Below are 18894 nucleotides of genomic sequence, written 5' to 3' on the forward strand. Positions count from 1 at the left end.
CGCGAACAGCCCACGACGACCCGTCACCCGACCACGAGGAGGGCGCGGCGGCCGGGCACCCGAACCCCGGGGGCTACAGCAGGGCCTTGAGGTTTTCTGCCAGGAGGTCCCAGCGCCACTTCCGCTCGACCCACTCACGACCCCGCTCACCCATACGGCGACGCAGCTCCGCGTCGGCGAGGAGGGCCGTGACACGGTCGGCGGTCTCGTCCGGGGAGTCGCCCCGGACGACCCAGCCGGTCTCGCCGTCCAGGACCGCGTCGGGCGCACCACCGGAGTCGCCCGCGACGACGGGCAGCCCGGTCGCGGAGGCCTCCAGATAGACGATGCCGAGACCCTCGACGTCGAGGCCGCCGCGGCGGGTGCGGCAGGGCATGGCGAAGACGTCGCCGGCGCCGTAGTGGGCGGGAAGCTCGGACCAGGGGACGGAGCCCGTGAAGCGGACCGAGCCCGCGACGCCGGTGTCGGCCGCCAGACGGCGCAGGTCCCTCTCGTAGGGGCCGCCGCCGACGACCAGGAGCACCGCGTCCGGCTCGGCCGCGAGGACGCGGGGCATGGCCCTGATGAGGGTGTCCTGGCCCTTGCGGGGGACGAGGCGGGAGACGCAGACCACGACCGGGCGGTCGGTCAGGCCCAGCCGGGCGCGGACCTCGGCGCCGCCCGAGCCGGGATGGAAGGTCTTCTCGTCCACCCCGGGCGGCAGCTGCACCATGCGCCCGGCCGCGGCCGGGCTGAGCGCGGTCGCTATCCGGGAGCGGGTGTACTCGCCGAGATAGGTGATCGTGTCGGTGGCGTCGCCGATCCGGCGCAGCAGCTGCCGGGCGGCCGGAAGCTGGGCCCAGCCCGCCTCGTGACCGTGGGTCGTGGCGACCAGGCGTTCCGCCCCGGCCCTGCGCAGCGCCGGCGCCATCAGGCCGAGCGGGGCCGCCGCGCCGAACCACACCGAGGTGCAGCCGTGCTCCCGCAGCAGCCGCACGGCGGTCCGCGTCGCGCCGGGCGTCGGCAGCAGCATGGTCGTCCGGTCGCGAACGACCGTGAAGGGCTGCTCGGCGTCGAAGGCGGCGGTCGCCTCGGCGCCCTCACGGCCGCGCTTCCAGGTGGAGGCGTAGACGACGACACGGTCCGGGTCGAGCCTCAGGGCCATGTTGTGCAGGAACGCCTGGATACCGCCCGGCCTGGGCGGGAAGTCGTTCGTCACGATCAGGGTCTTGCGCATCGCCGCCGACCTTACCCAACGTAGACTCGCGGCTCGGCACCCGGCCGCGCCGCGCTGCGGGCACCCGGGCCGCCGGGGGAACATGGTCCCGGACGACGGGCAGCGGACGAAGCGGGGCACAGGTGAACGGGACGGACGGTCGGGGCTCGCTGTTCGGGCTGCTCACGGTCTGGAGCCTGACCCGGCTGGCCCTGCTGCTGTTCGTCTTCAAGGTGATCGTCTTCCCCGGCCCCGACGTCACCAGCGACGTGTCCTTCATCTACCAGGGCTGGAACGGCGTCCTGAGCGGCGGAACGTTCCCGCAGAACGACGTCACCTGGCAGTACCCGCCCGCCGCCGCGCTGGCGATCCTCTCCCCCGCCGTGCTGCCCTTCCTGGAGTACGCGCAGGCCTTCTTCGTGCTGGCCTTCCTCGCCGACTTCGCGGTCCTGGCGATGCTGCTGTTCACCGGGCTGCGGCCGGGCCGCACGCTGCGCGGCGCCTGGGTGTGGGTGATCGGCGCGGCCCTGCTGGGCCCGACCGTCTACGCCCGCTACGACGTCATGGTCACCGCGGTCGCGGTGGCCGCGCTGCTCGCCGGGGCGCGGCGGCCGCGCCTGATGGGGGCGCTGGCCGGGTTCGGGGCGCTGCTGAAGGTGTGGCCGGCGCTGCTGCTGGTGGGCTGTGTGCGGCGCCGGGCGTGGGTCTCGGCGGCGCTGACCGCGGCCGGGCTCGCGGTGGTGTTCACGGTGGCGATGCCGGGCGCGTTCGCCTTCCTGACCTTCCAGCGCGACCGGGGCACCGAGGTGGAGTCGCTGGGCTCGCTGGTCTTCCATGTGGCCCGCCACCACGGCTGGGAGGGCCAGGTCCTGCTGAACTACGGCTCGGTGGAGTTCCTCGGCCCGTACGTCGACGTGGTGAGCACCGCCGCGCTGGCGCTGACCGGGATGGCGCTGGGCTGGCTGCTGGTGTGGCGGCTGGCGGCGGTGCGGTTCACGACGACCACGCTTGCCGACGCCGCCTTCACGGCGGTGCTGCTGTTCACCACCACCAGCCGGGTGATCAGCCCGCAGTACATGGTGTGGCTGGTCGGCCTCGCCGCGGTCTGCCTCGGCTACCGGGAGAGTCGGATGCGGCTGCCGGGCCTGCTGGTGGTGGCGGCCTCGCTGGTGACGGTGCTGGAGTTCCCCGTCTGGTTCGCGCACGTGGTCGCGAGCGACACCCTCGGCGTGACGCTGCTGGTGCTGCGCAACGGACTGCTGGTGGTCGCCTGTGTCGCGGCGGCCCGTGAGCTGTGGCGCGCCTCGGCGTCCCGCGCGGCCGGGCCCCCGCTGCCCGGTCGGCCCACCGCCGCCAGGGAGACCCCGGTCGGCTCCTGACGCCGGGCCCGCCGGAACAGCGCGGCGGCCACCGCGCCCTGGAGTCCCGTCGCGAACGCCGTCGCCGGGCACGGCCCCGCGGGGACAGGCCGTCCCCGGGCCCGCGGAGACGGGCCCTGCCCGGCCCCGGCCCGAAGAGGCCGGGCCCCGCCCCCGGCCACCGGCCGCTCAGCCCAGCTGCGCCCGCAGATACTCCCGCCACCGCACCGTGAAGTCCTCCGGCGTGGTCCCCAGCACCCCGGCCATCGCGTCCTCCACGGCCCCGGCCCGCTGCCCGTGCCGCCCGACCGCGCGGTAGAACTCGCCGAGCCGCTCCTCGCCCCACCGCTCGGCGATCATCCGGCAGGCCAGCCAGCCGCCCTCGTAGGCCCGGGCCAGCGCGGCCGAGTCGCTCTCGAAGCCGAAGTCGCCGTCGACCGGCAGCGCCGCGGGGAGGCTGCCGTCGGTGACCGCGCGGGCCAGCTCGGGGGCGGCCTCCAGGGGGGTGCGCCCGGTGCCGCGGTAGCCGACCCAGTCGGCGTACCCCTCGGACAGCCACAGCGGGGTCGCCGCGTTGGTGTGGGCGCGGGTCGCGACATGGGTGGTCTCGTGGGTGAGCACCACCTGCCGCCCGGTCGGACCGAGCAGGGCGTACGCGTCGGGGTTGACGATGACCCGGTCCGCGGGCGCCCGGCCCGAGCCGCCGACCTCGCCCGTCGTCACCGCGGCGATGCCCCGGTAGCTGGAGGCGGGCGAGCCGAGCAGCCCGGCCATGCCCTTCAGCGACCCGGGCACCAGAACCACCACGCGCCGGTTCCAGGCCCCGCCCCAAGCGTCCGACACGGCCGGTACGGCGTCGTCGGCGAGGCCCGCGAAGTCGCGCAGCGAGTCCGTGGAGCTCCCGGCGCCGAGCACGATGCTGTGCCGGCCGCGCACCACCGTCACCTCGCCCTGGTCCCAGAGCTGCTGCGCCGACTTCTTCGCGGGCCCCTCCGACACCACCCGCCAGCGCCCGTCGGGGGCACGGTTCAGGAGCAGCGTGCGCCCGGCGACGACCGGGGCCGCGTCGTAGCCGGTGAGGCGGTAGCGCAGCTCGGCCTCGGCGGTGGCCCGGTCGCCGTCCCGGCGCAGGCCCGTCACCTTGTAGTCCCAGTCCGCCAGCGGCACGGCCCGCAGCCGGTCGTACGCGGTGGTCGTCCCGGTCGCCCGCCAGGCGGCGGCGTCCCGGTCGACGATCGCGTCCGCGCGCCGGTCCAGCAGCCGCTGCACCTCGCCGCGGGCCCCGTCCTGGGGCGCGGGCCGGGCACAGCCCGCCGGGGAGACGAGCAGCGCGCAGAGCACCGCGACTCCCGCGCCCCATGTCCGCCGTCGACCAGCCATCTTTCCGATCGTACGGCCGAGCGGGCCGATCAGACCCGGGTCACCGAGGCGACGGGCATCATCCCGACCGGGTCGTAGCGCACCGGGGCGCCCGGGTAGGGGGCGTGGATGACCTGGCCGTCGCCGACGTACATGCCGACATGGCTGGCGTCCGAGCGGTAGGTCACCAGGTCCCCGGGCCGCGCCTGGGAGAGCGGCACCTGGCGGCCCGCCACGCGCTGGTCCTGCGAGGTGCGCGGGAGGGCGACCCCGGCCTGCGCGTACGACCACTGCATCAGGCCCGAGCAGTCGAAGCCGCCGGGCCCGTTGGCGCCCCACACGTACGGTCTGCCGAGCGCGGAGCGGGCGGCGGCCACGGCCGCGGCGGCACGGCCGGAGGCCGGGACGTCACCGGAGAGGCCGGTCAGGCCGGAACGGCCGGTGCGGGAGGCACGGTCGAAGGCGGCCCGCTCGGCGTCGGGCAGCGAGTTCAGCAGCCGCCGGGCCGCCGCGAGTTTGCGTTCGACCGTGCGCTTGTGGCCGGCGACCGCCGCGCGGCTGCGCTCCAGCTCCCTCAGCCTGCCGGAGGTCTCCGCGCGTTCCTGGGCGAGTTCGCGCAGGGCGCCGCGGAGGTCCTTGAGCCGGCCGGCCTGGCGGGCGGAGATCCGGCTCAGGGTCGAGGCCTTGTCCAGGTAGTCGTCCGGGTCGTCCGCGAACAGCAGGGCGACCGAGGGGTCGACGCCGCCGGACCGGTACTGGGCTCCGGCGAGCGAACCGAGCGCCTCCCGCAGGGAGTTGACGCGGTCCTGCTGCCGGGCCAGCCGGTCCCGCGCGGCCCCGACCTGGCCGCGCAGCTCGTCGGCGCGCTCGTCGGCCCGGTTGAAGGCCTCGGTGGCCTTCTCCGCCTCGGCGTAGAGGCGGTCCACCCGGGCCCGGGTGTCGTCGTGCGGCGCGGCCACGGAGGACGTGGCGGCCGGTACGGCGCCGACGGCCGCGGCGGACAGGGCGCACAGGGCGCCGATCCCCCGGTCGAACCCGGGCGGTACAAGGCGGCGATGAGAGCCCACGCTGGCCGCGCTCCTTCCACTGACTGGCTGGAAACGCGGCAGACAGTAACCCCGGGACGGGGCACCGGCCAAAGACCTTCGCGGGCACGCACGGTGACGCCCCGCCGCTGACGCAGGTCAACGACGGGGCGCGGGGTGATCGGGGGACGCCGGAATTCGCCCGTTCGGGCGGCATCCGGGTCAGGGTCCTGGCGTCAGATGCGGACGCCGAACTGGAACGGCATGTTGCCGATCGACTCGTAGCGCACGACGGTGCCGGAGCGCGGGGCGTGCAGCACCTGGCCGTTGCCCGCGTAGAAGCCGACGTGGTGCAGGTCGCCGTAGAAGATGACCAGGTCGCCGACCATGAGGTCGGACTGGCTGTAGATCCGGGTGCCGGCGTTCGCCTGGTCCTGGGAGATGCGCGGGATGCCGACGCCGGCCTGGGCGAACGCCCAGGAGGTCAGGCCCGAGCAGTCGAAGGAGGACGGGCCGGAGGCGCCGTAGACGTACGGCGAGCCGATCTTGCTCTGGGCGGCCTGGAAGGCGGCCAGGGCGCGGCCCGAGGCGGGCTTGGCGTCACCGAGGTCGACGCGCTCGGCGGAGGAGCGGGTGGCGCGTGCCTCCTCCTCGGCGAGGGCGGCCTTCTCGGCGGCGGTGAGGGAGTTGAGCAGCTTCTGCGCCTCGCCGAGCTTGCTCTGGACCTCTTCCTTCTTCTTGCCGAGCTCCTCGCGGGTGGTGGCGAGGTCCTTGAGCTTGTCGGTGGCCTCGGCGCGCTGCTGGGCGAGTTCGCGCTGTTTGTCCTGGATCTTCGTCAGCGCGTCGACCTGCTGGGCGCTCAACTGGTCGAGCGTGGAGGCCTTGTCGAGGTAGTCGTCCGGGTCGGACGAGAGGAAGAGCTGGACCGAGGGGTCGATGCCGCCGCTGCGGTACTGGGCGCTGGCCATCGTACCCAGGCCGTCGCGCAGCTCGTTGAGCTCCTCCTGGCCGCGGGCGACGTTGTCCTGGACGGTGGAGATCTCCTTCTGGAGCTTCTCCTGCTTCTCCTTGGCGCCGTTGTACTTCTCGGTGGCCTGCTCGGCCTGCTCGTACAGCGCGTCGACCTTGGCCTTGACCTCGTCCTTGGACGGCTTCTCGCTGGGGGCCGCGTTGGCGGCCTGCGCGCTGAGAGCGACGGCAGCGGCGGCTGCGGTGGTCAGCACGGTCACGCGAGTGCGGCTCGGCTGCTTCGGTCGACGGTGGGACGCCACGGGGAGCGACTCCTTCTTGGGGGTGATCACCCGATCGGAGGTTCGAGGCATGACCCTAGTGACCTTGCTGTGATCAGTTCAAATCCTGAGCCCAAAAAACTCCCTCACGGAGCGCATTCTTTGCCCGCAACTCACGTGCGGTGATATGCGGTTGACGCTACGTTGCGTAAGGACCGGGCCAATTCGGGCAATCGGTCCGTACGTTGCTCTTGGTGCGTACGTTGCCGATGGGGCAAACAGTGACGGCGGCCCGAGATCCGTCGGCGTGTTCGGGTTTCAGCCGCGCGAGAAGCGCTTGAGCAGCACCGCGGAGGCGACCGGACGCGCGCCCACCCGGGCCACTCCGTCGGCCACCTCACGGTCGGTGGAGACCACGATGACCGGCCGGCCCGGCGGCTCGGCCCGCACCAGCTGACGGATCAGCTCGTCGGCGGTCACCCCCGCCTTGGAGAACAGCACCCGCACCCCGCGCGGCGGCGCCAGCAGCACCGGCGCGGCCAGTTCGGCCCCGTCGAAGACACAGGTGACCTCGGCACCGGTCTGCGCGGCGAGCTGCGCGAGCTGCCCGAGCAGCCGCAGCCGCTGCTTCTCCAGCGGCATCTGCGGATAGCCGGTCTTGGTGACGTTGTAGCCGTCGACCACCAGATGCGCCTGCGGCAGCGCCAGCAACTGGTCCAGGATCGCCGGGTCGTCCTCCGACAGCGCCCGCGCGGCGATGTCCTTCGGCGTCATCCGCCCCGGCTCGACGGCGTCCACGGTCTCCGCGGGCCGCACCGACACCGGAGGCAGGGCGAGTTCACGGCGCAGCCCCTGGGCCGCGTCCAGCACGGTGTCCAGCAGCAGCCGCACCCGCATGTCCTCGACGCTGCGCCCCTCCCGGGCCGCCTTGCGGCTGGCCTCCAGCGCGGCCTCGGTCTCCCCCAGCCGCGCCTTGAGCCGCCGCGTCTCGCTCTCGGCGGCGGACACCTGGGCGTGCCCCTCGGCGCGCACGGTGTCCATCTCGGCCTGCGCCTTGCGCATGGCGGCCTCCCCGCGCCTGACGTCGCTGACGGCCGCGCGCAGCTTGCGGTGCAGCGCCTCGGCCTCCTTGCGGGCCGTCTCCAGCTCGACGCGCAGCCGCTCGGTCTCGGCGCGGGTGTGCTCGCGGGCGGCGGCCAGTTCCTCGCGCAGCCGCTCCAGTTCGGCCCGGCTCTCCTCGTCGGCGCGTTCGGCGTCGGCGCGCTGCGCCTCCTCGCCGGCCGCCGTCACCAGCTTCACCCAGCCGGTGGGGCGCAGTACGTAGGCCGCGGCCGCCACGTCCAGCGGGTCCGCGGCCGGGGGCGGGGCGCCCGAGTCGAGCGCGCCGGTCAGCTCGGGCTGGGCCTCTCTGAGCTTCTCGCCGATCCGCTGCCGGAACACCGGGTCGGTCTCCAGCGCCGAGGCCATCGCGTTGCCCGCGAACTTGGCGCGGCGGTTCGGGGCGAACCGGGCGTACTGCCTGAGCTGTGCGGGCAGTTCACCGACGGTCAGCCCGCCGAAGCCGTCCGAGACGATCTGCACGACCCGGCGCCGCACACCATCGGGCAGCGGACGGTCGAGCACCTCAGCGGCGCCGTCGCCCGGCCCCCCGCCTGCGGTCTCCACCATCCGTCACACCCCAATGCTGTGCGGGCCCGCCCCTCTCAGGAGGCGGCGCCCGGCCTGTCCACCAGTTCCACCTGATCCACCGCGTTGCACCAGCGGCAGCGGACCGACTCGATGGTCTCACTGACCACCTCCCGCTCCTCCACACTCGGCTCCCCGGCAAGGTCGAGGTGGACGTACTCGACGACCTTCGACGAGCGGGTCACGTCGAAGCGGGTGAGGTTGCCGCACAGGGTGCAGCGCCACCGGGTGGCGGCGGTCGGCAGGGGAACCGTCATCGTGACTGTTCGCTTCCTTCTAGTCTCCGTGACGCGTCGGCTTACCGACACGTGTGGCTCGTAACCCTACGGCCTGGTGACGTCACCGTGCCCGTCCGTCCACGGCGGCGAGGCGGTGTATCCCTATGCGTCCAGTTACGTCATGCTCTGTGTTCATGATCAGGGACTGGAACAGACGGACCGGCCGGGTGCTCGAGGGGATGCGCCGGCCGGCGGCGCCGGTGACCTGCACACTGATCGCCCTGTGCTGCCTGATCTTCCTGATCGGCCCGGCCGCCGGACTCAATCCCGCATACGGCACCGGGGACGAGCTGCTCGCCGCGCAGCGGGCCTACTTCCGGCGCTGGGGCGTGGTCCCGGCCGAACTGTTCGAGGGCTCCCCGCGCGCCGCGCTCACCCCGGCGACGGCCCTGTTCGTGCACGGCAGCTGGGTCCATCTGCTGGGGAACATGCTGTTCCTCTACGTCTTCGGGGTGATGGCGGAGGAGCGCCTGGGCCGGGTCGAGTTCACCCTCTTCTATCTGGGGTGCGGCTATCTCGCCCTGCTGGGCTACGCCGCCGCCAACGCCGACTCCGGGCAGTCGCTGGTGGGGGCGTCCGGGGCGATCTCCGCGGTGCTCGGGGCGTTCCTGTGCCTGTTCCCCCGGGCGCGGGTGACGAGTCTGCTGCCGTTCCTGTTCTTCCTGCCGCTGCGGTTCCCCGCCTGGATCGTGCTGCCGTTCTGGGCCGCGCTCCAGTGGCTCGCCGCCGGGCGGGCGCCCGAGGGGCCCGGGGTGGCCTATCTCGCCCATCTGGTGGGGTTCGGCCTGGGCTTCGCCTATGCGTGGGCCCGCCACGGCCGTACGACTAGAGTGAAGGTCACCCCGCCCGCGCCGGCCCCCGAGGGAGAGAACCAGCCGTGATCACCGCGATTGTTCTGATCAAGACCAGCGTGGACCGGATCCCTGAGATCGCCGAGCAGGTCGCTTCGCTGGATTCGGTGAGCGAGGTGTTCTCCGTGACGGGGACGTACGACCTGATCGCCATGGTGCGGGTGCGGCAGCACGAGGATCTGGCCGATGTGATTCCCGGGCGGATCAGCCGGATTCCCGGGGTGGAGGCGACGGACACGCATGTCGCGTTCCGGACGTACTCGCAGCATGACCTTGAGGCGGCGTTTGCGATCGGGCTGGACTCCTGACGTCTGACGTCCGTCGGTTGGGGGGTGGGGTTTGCGTGCGGCTGCGGGTCCGTCGTGGCTGGTCGCGCAGTTCCCCGCGCCCCTAAAGGCAGGTCGGTCGCAGCCACGCGGCGGCAGCCGCAGATCGGAAACAGCCCCGCGCCCCTGAAAGCAGGTCGGTCGCGGCCGCGCGGTGGTGGCCGTGGATCTGGCGCAGTCCTGCGCCCCTGGAAAGGCGCGGCGGTAGCCGCAGATCCGGCACAGGCCGCGCCCCCGAAGAGCGGGTCACACCGCCGGGACGCAGCGGCCTTCCACTGTGCGGTACGTCCACTTCGCGCCCTGGGTGGTGAGCTCCTTGACGGCGGTGACGAAGCGGTCGATGTGTTCGTCCGGGGTGCCGGCGCCGAAGCTCACGCGGATGGCGTTGAGGGACTTCTCGCCGGGCGCGGCCTCGGGGGCGCCGCACTCGCCCTGGGTCTGGGGGTCGCTGCCCAGCAGGGTGCGTACGAGCGGGTGGGCGCAGAAGAGGCCGTCGCGGACGCCGATGCCGTACTCGGCGGAGAGCGCGGCGGCGAAGTGGGAGCTGTTCCAGCCCTCCACGACGAAGGAGATCACGCCGACCCGCGGGGCGTCGTCGCCGAACAGGGAGAGGACCCTGACCTCGGGGACATCGGCGAGGCCCGCGCGGACCCGGGCGATCAGCCGGGTCTCGCGGGCGACGAGGTCGTCCCAGCCCGCCTCGGTCAGAGCCTTGCACGCGGAGGCGATGGAGTAGGCGCCGATGACGTTCGGGGAGCCGGCCTCGTGCCGGGCCGCGGTCTCGTGCCACTCCACGTCCACGCCGCCGTCCTCGCGCCGGGTGACACTGCGGCTCGCGCCGCCGCCCGCGAGGTAGGGCTCGGCCTCGCGCAGCCAGTCGGCGCGGCCCGCCAGCACGCCCGAGCCGAACGGGGCGTACAGCTTGTGCCCCGAGAAGGCGATCCAGTCCACGTCGAGGTCCCGCACGCTCACCGGGTGGTGCGGGGCGAGCTGGGCGGCGTCGAGCACGATCCGGGCGCCGTGCGCATGGGCGGCCGCGGCCAGCTCACGGACCGGCCAGATCTCGCCGGTGACGTTGGAGGCGCCCGTCACGCACACCAGAGCGGGACCGTACGGCTCACGGGCGGCGAGGGCGCGCTCCAGGGTCCGCACGGCCTGGCCGGGGGTGCGCGGGGCGTCGAGGTAGGTGACCCGGGCGTCCTGCCAGGGCAGCAGCGAGGCGTGGTGCTCGGTCTCGAAGACGAAGACCTGGCAGTCGTCCGGCAGGGCGCGGGCGAGGAGGTTCAGGGAGTCGGTGGTGGAGCGGGTGAAGACGACCTGGTCGTTCTCCCGGCAGTCCAGGAACTCCGCGACGGTCCGGCGGGCGTTCTCGAAGAGGTCCGTCGACAGCTGCGAGAGGTAGCCGGCACCGCGGTGCACGCTGCCGTAGTACGGCGCGTAGGCGGCGACGTCGTCCCAGACGCGCTGGAGGGCGGGTGCGCTGGCGGCGTAGTCGAGGGCGGCGTAGGTGACCTCGCCGCCGGTCACGAGCGGGACGGTGACATCCCGGCCCAGAACGGGCAGCGGGGTGCAAACGGACTGGCCGGCGGCAGCGGTGGAGACGGACATGGCGGAACTCCCGTGAAGGCAGAAGGAATTCACCCCGCGAGCGGTCGCGCGGACGCGGCTCGGGCGTGGATGAAGGAGGGGGAAAGAGAAGTGCGGGACGGGGCTCGGCAGCCCCAGGCCTGTCCGAGGGACAGGCCCTAACGCATTCGCTTGCTCACGGAAGACTCCTCGACGACCAGGACCCCTGGTTTCGCGAGGGGTCCGCGCTTGCCCTGAGCCCTGCGCTCACGGCCTGGTCTTCACCCGGGGCACCCCGCCACGGACGGAGGGTTGCCGGACAGTCGGCCGGGGCCGTATGACTGTCACTCATGACCTGTCGAGGAACGTACGCGAAATGATCGCGGTCCCGCAACCCGTGTCCGGATCGCGGGACCGTCGGGCCTGAGACTCAGGCGTTGGTCGCGGCCACCCAGCGCTCCAGGGTGCGCCGGGCCCCGCCGGAGTCGATCGCCTCGGCCGCCTTCGCCATCGCGGCGCGGATCTGCTCCGTCAGGGACGCGTCGGACGGCTCCAGGGCGACCAGGGCGGCTGCCGCGTTCAGCAGGACGGCGTCCCGCACCGGGCCACGCTCGCCGTCGAGGAGGCGACGGGCCACCTCGGCGTTGTAGGAGGCGTCCGCGCCGCGCAGGGCCTCCACGGGGACCAGGTCGATGCCGGCGTCGCGCGGGTCGAAGGTCTCCTCGGTGACCTTGCCGTCGCGCACCACCCAGACCCGCGAGGTGGCCGTCGTGGTCAGCTCGTCGAGGCCGTCGTCGCCGCGGAAGACGAGCGAGGAGTTGCCGCGCTCGGCGAAGACACCGGCCACGATCGGGGCCATACGGGCGTCCGCGACACCGATGGCCTGCGCCCGCACCTTGGCCGGGTTGGTCAGCGGGCCGAGGAAGTTGAAGGTCGTGCGGATGCCGAGCTGGCTGCGGGCGGCCGCCACGTGCCGCAGGGCCGGGTGGAACTTCACCGCGAAGCAGAAGGTGATCCCGACCTCGTCGGCGACCTCGGCCACCCGCGCGGGGGTCAGCTCCAGATTGACGCCGAGCTTCTCCAGCACGTCGGAGGCGCCCGAGGCGGAGGACGCGGCACGGTTGCCGTGCTTGACGACCTTCGCGCCGGTGCCGGCCACCACGATCGAGGCCATGGTGGAGATGTTCACCGTCTTCGCGCCGTCGCCGCCGGTGCCGACGATGTCGACGGTGGCGCCCGGCACGTCGATGACGTTGGCGTGCTCGTACATCGTGCGGACCAGGCCGGTGATCTCCTGGACGGTCTCGCCCTTGGCCCGCAGCGCGACCGCGAACCCGGCGATCTGCGCGTCCGTCGCCTCGCCGCGCATGATGCGGTCCATCGCCCAGGCGGTCGCCTCGGCGCTCAGGTCCTGCCCCTCGAGCAGGGCGTTCAGCACCTGGGGCCAGGAACGGCCCGCCGCGGTGTCGCCTCCAGCGGGGGTCACAGCGCTCATCAGCCGCTCCTGAGTGTCGTAAGGGAGTGTGATCCCAGCCTATCCAGCCCCGGGCACGGCGAAGGGCCCCCGTCCGAACACCGGACGGGGGCCCTTCGCTGTGGCGTGGCGAACGCAGCGATCAGTGGTGGCCGTGGCCGCTCGTGATCTCCTTGTACTCGTCGACGGTCGCCTTCGGGATCTGGGCGTCCTCACCGAAGTACGCCTTGCTGAGCTTGGCGCGCATCTTCTCGGAGCCCTTCACCTTGCGGGCGACACCGTTCTCGTCGACCGCCGGACCGATCTCGGCCGGCTTGTACTGCTCGTGCGCGGTGAGGGTGTAGAGCTGCTCCTGGCTGAGCGGCTCGTGCACCTCGATGTACTCACCGTGCGGCAGGCGCTTGATCGTGCCCGTCTCGCGGCCGTGCAGGACCTTGTCCCGGTCGCGGCGCTGGAGGCCCAGGCAGATCCGCTTGGTGGCGATGAACGCCAGGACCGGTCCGACGAAGAAGCCGACCCGGACGAACCAGGTGACCGCGTTGATCGACAGGTGGAAGTGGGTGGCGACGATGTCGTTTCCACCACCGATCAGCATGATGATGTAGCCGGTGACCCAGGCGACACCGAAGGCCGTACGGGTCGGGGCGTTGCGCGGGCGGTCCAGGATGTGGTGCTCGCGCTTGTCGCCGGTGATCCAGGACTCGATGAACGGGTAGAGCGCGATCACACCGAGGAACAGACCGAAGAGCACCAGCGGGATGAACACGCCCAGGACGAGCGTGTGACCCCAGAAGTTGACCTCCCAGCCCGGCATGGCACGGATCAGACCCTCGGCGAAGCCCATGTACCAGTCGGGCTGCGCGCCGGTCGAGACCTGGTCGGGCCGGTAGGGGCCGATCGCCCAGATCGGGTTCACGGTCGCGATGCCGGCCAGGGCCGCGACGGCACCGAAGACCAGGAAGAAGAAGCCTCCGGCCTTGGCCATGTAGACCGGCAGCAGCGGCATGCCGACGACGTTCTTGTTGCTCTTGCCCGGACCCGCGAACTGCGTGTGCTTGTGGTAGAAGACCAGGATCAGGTGGCCGACGACCAGGCCGAGCATGATGCCCGGCAGCAGCAGGATGTGGATCGAGTAGAAGCGGGCCACGAAGTCGGTGCCCGGGAACTCCCCGCCGAACAGGAACATCGAGATGTACGTGCCGACGATCGGCACCGACAGGATGGCGCCCTGCGTGAAGCGGACACCGGTGCCGGAGAGCAGGTCGTCCGGGAGCGAGTAGCCGGTGAAACCGGTGAACATGCCCAGGACGAACAGCAGGAAGCCGAACAGCCAGTTGATCTCACGCGGCTTGCGGAACGCGCCGGTGAAGAACACGCGCATCATGTGCACGAACATGCCGGCGAGGAAGATGATCGCCGCCCAGTGGTGGATCTGCCGGATGAGCAGACCACCGCGGACGTCGAAGCTGATCTCCATCGTGGAGTTGAAGGCTTCCGACATCAGCTGTCCCTGGAGCGGGACGTACGTGCCGTGGTACTCCACCTCGTTCATCGACGGGTGGAAGAACAGCGTCAGGTACACACCCGTGAGGATGATGATGAGGAAGCTGTACAGGCAGATCTCACCCAGCATGAACGACCAGTGGTCGGGGAAGATCTTGCGCATGTTGGCCTTGGCCAGGGAGTAGATCCCCAGCCGGCCGTCGGCCCAGTCGGCCATGCGCTCGCCGGCCCCGGCCTTGCCGCGGGAGCGGCCCGCCGTGCCGGCGGCCGATGCGGCGGTGTGGTTCTCGTTGGTGCTCATCCGCGCTCCCAGAAGGCAGGACCGACGGGCTCTTCGAAGTCGCCGAGCGCCTCGAGGTAGCCCTCGTCGTTCACGCCGATACGCAGCTGCGGCAGCGCGTGACCGGCGGGGCCGAAGATCACGCGGGCGCCGTCGGACAGGTCGAAGGTGGACTGGTGGCAGGGGCACAGCACGTGGTGCGTCTGCTGCTCGTACAGCGAGATCGGGCAACCGACGTGGGTGCAGATCTTGGAGTACGCCACGATGCCCTCGTGCGACCACTCCAGCTCTTGCTTGTCCTTGATGTCCTGCGGCTGGAGCCGGACGATCATCAGGGCGGCCTTGGCGATCTCGTTCTGGAACTCGTGGCTGTCCTCCTCCAGGCCCTCGGGCTTGGCGAAGGTCAGCGAGCCGACGGCGACGTCGGAGGGACGCAGCGGCTCGTTGGTGTTCATGTTGACGATGAGCTTGCCCTTGCGCCACAGCGTGTGACGCAGCTTGTCCTCCGGCAGCGGGCCGAGGTCGCGCAGCAGCACGAGACCGGACAGCGGGACCAGGGTGAGGGCGCCGAGCATGGTGTTCCGGATCAGCTTGCGACGGCCGATCGCGGATTCCGCGGTGCCCTGGCGGAAGTCCTCGTGGATCTGGGCACGCAGCTCGGGGGACGCCTCGATCGGGTGGCGCTCGTCGGCCATCTCCACGTCGGACATCAGGGTGCGGGCCCAGTGGACCGCCCCCGCGCCGATGGTGAACAGGGCGGTACCGAGGGTCAGACCGAGCGCGAAGTTCAGCGCGTTGATGTGACCGAGCGGGAAGACGAAGATCGCCTTGTCGTGCGGAATCGCCACGTAGGCGGCGATGAACGCGACGGTGGCCAGCATCGAGATCGTGAACAGCAGGGCGACGACGCGCTCGGACCGCCGGGCGGCCTTCTCGTCGACGTCCTGGATCCGGTGCTCGTGGGGCGGCAGGCCGGGGTCGGCGAACGGGTTCTTCTCGTCCGCGACGCTCAGCGTGCCGTGCTCGTCGTGACCTGCGGACGCCTCGGCGGGCAGGTTCTCTTCGGGAATGTCTTGGCTACTCATGACTTCTTGGCCTTTGCGGTCCGAGCGGCGACCCAGACGGCGACCGCGATCAGCGTGCCGAGGCCGAAGATCCAGCCGAAGAGGCCCTCGCTGACCGGCCCGAGGCCGCCCAGCTCCATGCCACCGGGGTTCTCGGTGTCGTCGCCGTTGACCGCGTCGAGGTACGCGATGATGTCCTTCTTGTTCTGCTCCGACAGGGTGGTGTCGGGGAAGGCGGGCATGTTCTGCGGGCCCGTCTGCATGGCCTCGTAGAGGTGCTTGGGGTCGACGCCCTCGAGCGACGGGGCGTACTTGCCCTTGGTGAGCGCACCACCCTTGCCGGTGAAGTTGTGGCACTGCGCGCAGTTGTTGCGGAAGAGCTCACCGCCCTCGGCGATGTCCGCGCCCTCCGGGCCGTACTGCTCCTCGGTCGGGACGGTCGGACCGGCACCCAGCGAGGCGATGTAGGCGGCGAGCTGGTCGATCTCGGCCTGCGAGTAGATCGCCTTCTTCTTCGGCACCTGGGCGCCCTGGGAGGTGGCGGCCGGCATACGGCCGGTAGCCACCTGGAAGTCGACGGCCGCGGCGCCGACGCCGACGAGGCTCGGACCGTCGGAGGTGCCCTGACCGCCGGTGCCGTGGCAGCTGGCGCAGCCTACGGCGTAGAGCTTCTTGCCCTCGTCGATGGCGAGAGACTGGGAGGTTTCATCGGCCTGGGCCTTGTCCGCGGGTGCGAACACGGCGTACAGCCCCCCAGTGGCCGCCAGCGCGAGGAGTAGGACGACGACCGCCGCCAGCGGATGGCGTCGTCGTGCGGAGAGCTTTTTCACGGATTACCCCGGTGTCAGGATCTTCTGCGTCGATGCTTCTGGATGTGCGCTTCGGGAAACGCGAGTGATCGGTTCCTGCTACTTGATCATGTAGATCGTGGCGAAGAGGCCGATCCAGACGACATCGACGAAGTGCCAGTAGTAGGACACGACGATGGCGGCCGTCGCCTGCTCGTGGGTGAACCTGCGGGCCGCGTAGGTACGGCCGAGGACCAGCAGGAAGGCGATGAGACCGCCCGTCACGTGCAGGCCGTGGAAGCCGGTGGTCAGGTAGAAGGCCGAGCCGTACGGGTCGGAGGAGAGCGAGAGCCCGTCCTTCTTCACCAGCTCGGTGTACTCGTAGACCTGACCGCCGATGAAGATCGCACCCATGATGAAGGTGACGATGAACCACATCCGGAGCTTCTTGACGTCACCGCGCTCGGCGGCGAACACGCCGAGCTGACAGGTGAGGGAGGAGAGCACCAGGATGGTGGTGTTCGTCGCCGAGAACGGGAAGTTCAAGGCCGCGGCCTTCTCACTCCAGAACTCGGGGCCGGTCACCGACCGCAGGGTGAAGTACATCGCGAAGAGGGCCGCGAAGAACATCAGCTCGGAACTCAGCCAGATGATGGTTCCGACGCTGGTGAGGTTCGGCCGATTGACCGACGGGTGCGCGTGCCCGGTTTCTACTGTCGTTGCTGTCGCCACGACCGACATTATGTCGGTCGCTTATCCCGCCCTCACTCCGGGGGGTGCCGTTCGGAGTGTTGCTACCCGCCGAACCGGTGTTGACGTGGTGTTCAGGGGAGTAACATCCGCCCCAAACGGCCCCGTCCGTACGACGCTGACGTCTCCGGAGGAACCATGCAGCCGACCGCCACCGTGCTGGTCTACAGCGACGACTCCAACACCCGTGAGCAGGTCCGGCTGGCGACCGGGCGCAGGCCCGCGCCGGACGTCCCCGCCGTGGAGTTCATCGAGTGCGCGACTCCGGCCGCGGTGCTCAAGGAGCTGGACCGCGGCGGTATCGACGTGTGTGTGCTCGACGGCGAGGCCGTGCCCATGGGGGGCATGGGGATGTGCCGGCAGATCAAGGACGAGGTCTTCGAGTGCCCGCCGGTGCTGTTGCTGATCGGGCGGCCGCAGGACGCGTGGCTGGCCACGTGGAGTCGTGCGGACGCGGCGGTGACGCTGCCGGTGGAGCCGGTGGAGTTCGCGGGGGCGTTGGCGGCTCTGCTGCGGGCCAAGCGGTTGTTGAGCGCGTAGGCCTCTGGCAGTTGAGCGGCTGAGCGTTTCTGTGGTGCGGGGCTGTGCGCGGGTGCCGGTTCGTCTGTGGCTTGTCGCGCAGTTCCCCGCGCCCCTTGGCGGCGGTTGGCTGCTGGGCGTTCGTAGTGCTCGCGCCCCTGCGGCGGAGCCGCATGTCGGACACAGTCCCGCGCCCCTTGGCGGCGGTTGGCTGCTGGGCGTTCGTAGTGCTCGCGCCCCTGCGGCGGAGCCGCATCTCGGACACAGTCCCGCGCCCCTTGGCGGCGGTTGGCTGCTGGGCGTTCGTAGGGGGTCGTGACGGCGCCCCGCGGTCCTGGTGGGGCGCGGGGCGGTGGTGGGCTAGACGGCTGCTGGGCGTAGGCGGGCTGCTTGTTCCGGGTTGGGGGCTTCCGGGGTGCCGCCGAGGATGGCGCTGCCTTTGCGCCATTTCTGCCAGGTGAGGTTCCAGTCGCCGAAGCCGTTGCCGAAGGTCTCCATCGTGTTGCCCTCGGAGTTGACGACCTGGACGAGGTCCCCTTCGCGGACGTTGTCGAAGAACCACTCCGCGTTGGCGGTGCTCATGCCGACGCAGCCGTGGCTGACGTTGGCGGAGCCCTGGGAGCCGACGGACCAGGGCGCGGCGTGGACGTACTCGCCGCTCCAGGTGACGCGGGTGGCGTAGTAGACCGGCAGGTCGTAGGACTCCGCGGAGCCCTCGGCGATGCCGATGCTGGTCCCGCGCATACGTACGTAGTACTCCTTGCCCAGCACGACCTTGACGCCGTTGCGGGTCTCGAAGCCCGGTTTGCCGGTGGTGACCGGGATCTTCTTGATCTCCTTGCCGTTGCGGTAGACGGTCATCTGGTGGCTGGAAGCGTCTGCGACGGCGATCACACGGTCACCGATGGAGAGCTTCAGGGGCTTGGCCCGGCCGCCCCGGAGGCGATCGCTGATCTTGACGCCCTCGAGTTCGCTGCGGACCCGGACGGTGGCCTCGGCGGGCCAGTACTCCTTGGGCCGGTAGTGGAGTTCCTTGTCGTTCACCCAGTGCCAGCCGCCGTCCGCGCGGGGGACGGACTCGACCCGCAGGGCGCGTTCGACGATCGCGCGCTGGGCGCGGTCCCCGACCGGCTTGGACAGCTCGGCGGTGATGGGCTGGCCCACACCGTAGGTGCCCGCCCTGGGGCCGAAGGTGACGTCCAGGCCCTTCTTGGTGAGGGGCTTGCCGGTGTCGAAGGTGAGGACCTTGCGCCCCGGGGCGCCGTCCTCGTCCTCGGTGCTCACCCGAACCGTGTAGCGGGCGTCCGCGGCCAGCGGTGAGGTGCTGTGCCACCTGGTGCCGTCGGCGGAGAGTTCGCCCGCCACATGGCGTCCTGAGGCGTCCTGGGCGGTGACGTCGGTGATCCGGCCGTCGGAGTCCTCGGCGGTGATCTCCAGAGGCTTGTCCGGGTCGGCCTTCTCGTCCTCGTCGTCGGGGGTGTTGAAGGAGATCTGGTCCGCGGCGTCGTACGGCGCCGCCGACAGCGGGTTGCCGTCGCCGCCGCAGGCCGCGAGGGCGGAGCCCAGGGTCATCGCCAGCACGATGCAGCCGGCGACGGTACGGGTGCGCGGGGAGGTGTTCATGACCTCACGCTAGGAAGCTT

General features: G+C 71.4%; 17 protein-coding genes and 1 riboswitch. Of the genes, 4 read left to right on the plus strand and 13 right to left on the minus strand.

The genetic code is table 11. From position 1 onward, the window contains the following. Window positions 1-73: 73 nt before the first annotated feature. Entirely contained in the window at window positions 74-1216 is a 1143-nt protein-coding gene (locus ACZ6SQ_RS04365; RefSeq protein ID WP_469556651.1) for a glycosyltransferase family 4 protein, read from the minus strand. A 122-nt stretch (window positions 1217-1338) separates the two neighbouring features. Here ACZ6SQ_RS04365 and ACZ6SQ_RS04370 point away from each other — a divergent pair, with 122 nt between their 5' ends. After that, window positions 1339-2574 (plus strand): glycosyltransferase 87 family protein, encoded by a 1236-nt coding sequence (locus ACZ6SQ_RS04370; RefSeq protein ID WP_469556653.1) that lies wholly within the window; start codon window positions 1339-1341, stop codon window positions 2572-2574. A 168-nt stretch (window positions 2575-2742) separates the two neighbouring features. On the opposite strand, the gene ACZ6SQ_RS04375 is transcribed toward ACZ6SQ_RS04370, so the two are convergent. The 5 genes from ACZ6SQ_RS04375 to ACZ6SQ_RS04395 form a co-directional block, all read right to left on the minus strand. Further along, entirely contained in the window at window positions 2743-3933 is a 1191-nt protein-coding gene (locus tag ACZ6SQ_RS04375; protein ID WP_469556655.1) for a hypothetical protein, read from the minus strand. A 29-nt stretch (window positions 3934-3962) separates the two neighbouring features. Next, a complete protein-coding gene (locus ACZ6SQ_RS04380; protein WP_469556656.1) occupies window positions 3963-4979 on the minus strand; it encodes a C40 family peptidase in 1017 nt (338 codons plus the stop codon). Between the two features lie 194 nt (window positions 4980-5173). Next, window positions 5174-6208 (minus strand): C40 family peptidase, encoded by a 1035-nt coding sequence (locus ACZ6SQ_RS04385; protein WP_469557200.1) that lies wholly within the window; start codon window positions 6206-6208, stop codon window positions 5174-5176. A gap of 276 nt (window positions 6209-6484) precedes the next feature. Next, on the minus strand, window positions 6485-7834 hold the full coding sequence (locus ACZ6SQ_RS04390; protein ID WP_469556658.1) for an NYN domain-containing protein: 1350 nt from the start codon (window positions 7832-7834) through the stop codon (window positions 6485-6487). Between the two features lie 35 nt (window positions 7835-7869). Then, window positions 7870-8109 carry a hypothetical protein gene (locus ACZ6SQ_RS04395; RefSeq protein ID WP_469556660.1) on the minus strand — a complete coding sequence of 80 codons (240 nt, stop codon included), beginning with the start codon at window positions 8107-8109 and terminating at the stop codon, window positions 7870-7872. 155 nt (window positions 8110-8264) lie between these two features. Between ACZ6SQ_RS04395 and ACZ6SQ_RS04400 the strand changes: the two genes are divergently transcribed. Both ACZ6SQ_RS04400 and ACZ6SQ_RS04405 read left to right on the plus strand, forming a co-directional pair. Beyond that, complete coding sequence (locus ACZ6SQ_RS04400) at window positions 8265-9011, plus strand: rhomboid family intramembrane serine protease (protein WP_469556661.1); 747 nt, start codon at window positions 8265-8267, stop codon at window positions 9009-9011. Further along, window positions 9008-9289, plus strand: coding sequence for an Lrp/AsnC family transcriptional regulator (locus tag ACZ6SQ_RS04405; RefSeq protein ID WP_386384776.1), 282 nt, complete (start codon window positions 9008-9010; stop codon window positions 9287-9289). The genes ACZ6SQ_RS04400 and ACZ6SQ_RS04405 overlap by 4 nt, the downstream gene beginning before the upstream one ends. A gap of 264 nt (window positions 9290-9553) precedes the next feature. Here ACZ6SQ_RS04405 and ACZ6SQ_RS04410 read toward each other — a convergent pair whose 3' ends face one another. The 6 genes from ACZ6SQ_RS04410 to ctaE form a co-directional block, all read right to left on the minus strand. Next, complete coding sequence (locus ACZ6SQ_RS04410; RefSeq protein WP_469556664.1) at window positions 9554-10915, minus strand: aminotransferase class V-fold PLP-dependent enzyme; 1362 nt, start codon at window positions 10913-10915, stop codon at window positions 9554-9556. Window positions 10916-11113: 198 nt separating this feature from the next. Continuing rightward, window positions 11114-11229: riboswitch (SAM riboswitch) on the minus strand. A 74-nt stretch (window positions 11230-11303) separates the two neighbouring features. Next, a complete protein-coding gene (trpD, locus tag ACZ6SQ_RS04415; RefSeq protein ID WP_469556665.1) occupies window positions 11304-12368 on the minus strand; it encodes an anthranilate phosphoribosyltransferase in 1065 nt (354 codons plus the stop codon). A 121-nt stretch (window positions 12369-12489) separates the two neighbouring features. Continuing rightward, the gene (qcrB, locus tag ACZ6SQ_RS04420; RefSeq protein ID WP_386384770.1) at window positions 12490-14151 is read right to left on the minus strand and encodes a cytochrome bc1 complex cytochrome b subunit; all 1662 of its coding nucleotides are present in this window, start codon (window positions 14149-14151) and stop codon (window positions 12490-12492) included. Further along, entirely contained in the window at window positions 14148-15215 is a 1068-nt protein-coding gene (gene qcrA, locus ACZ6SQ_RS04425) for a cytochrome bc1 complex Rieske iron-sulfur subunit (protein ID WP_386384767.1), read from the minus strand. The genes qcrB and qcrA overlap by 4 nt, the downstream gene beginning before the upstream one ends. After that, a complete protein-coding gene (qcrC, locus tag ACZ6SQ_RS04430) occupies window positions 15212-16024 on the minus strand; it encodes a cytochrome bc1 complex diheme cytochrome c subunit (RefSeq protein ID WP_386384765.1) in 813 nt (270 codons plus the stop codon). Before qcrC ends, qcrA begins: the two co-directional genes overlap by 4 nt. A 78-nt stretch (window positions 16025-16102) precedes the next feature. Beyond that, the gene (gene ctaE, locus ACZ6SQ_RS04435) at window positions 16103-16723 is read right to left on the minus strand and encodes an aa3-type cytochrome oxidase subunit III (RefSeq protein WP_469556667.1); all 621 of its coding nucleotides are present in this window, start codon (window positions 16721-16723) and stop codon (window positions 16103-16105) included. A gap of 147 nt (window positions 16724-16870) precedes the next feature. Between ctaE and ACZ6SQ_RS04440 the strand changes: the two genes are divergently transcribed. Beyond that, window positions 16871-17272, plus strand: a complete 402-nt coding sequence (locus ACZ6SQ_RS04440; protein ID WP_386384761.1) for a response regulator — start codon at window positions 16871-16873, stop codon at window positions 17270-17272. 339 nt (window positions 17273-17611) lie between these two features. Here ACZ6SQ_RS04440 and ACZ6SQ_RS04445 read toward each other — a convergent pair whose 3' ends face one another. Further along, a complete protein-coding gene (locus tag ACZ6SQ_RS04445; RefSeq protein ID WP_469556668.1) occupies window positions 17612-18874 on the minus strand; it encodes a L,D-transpeptidase in 1263 nt (420 codons plus the stop codon). Window positions 18875-18894 lie beyond the last annotated feature (20 nt).

Source organism: Streptomyces sp. NPDC048600, assembly GCF_055587025.1.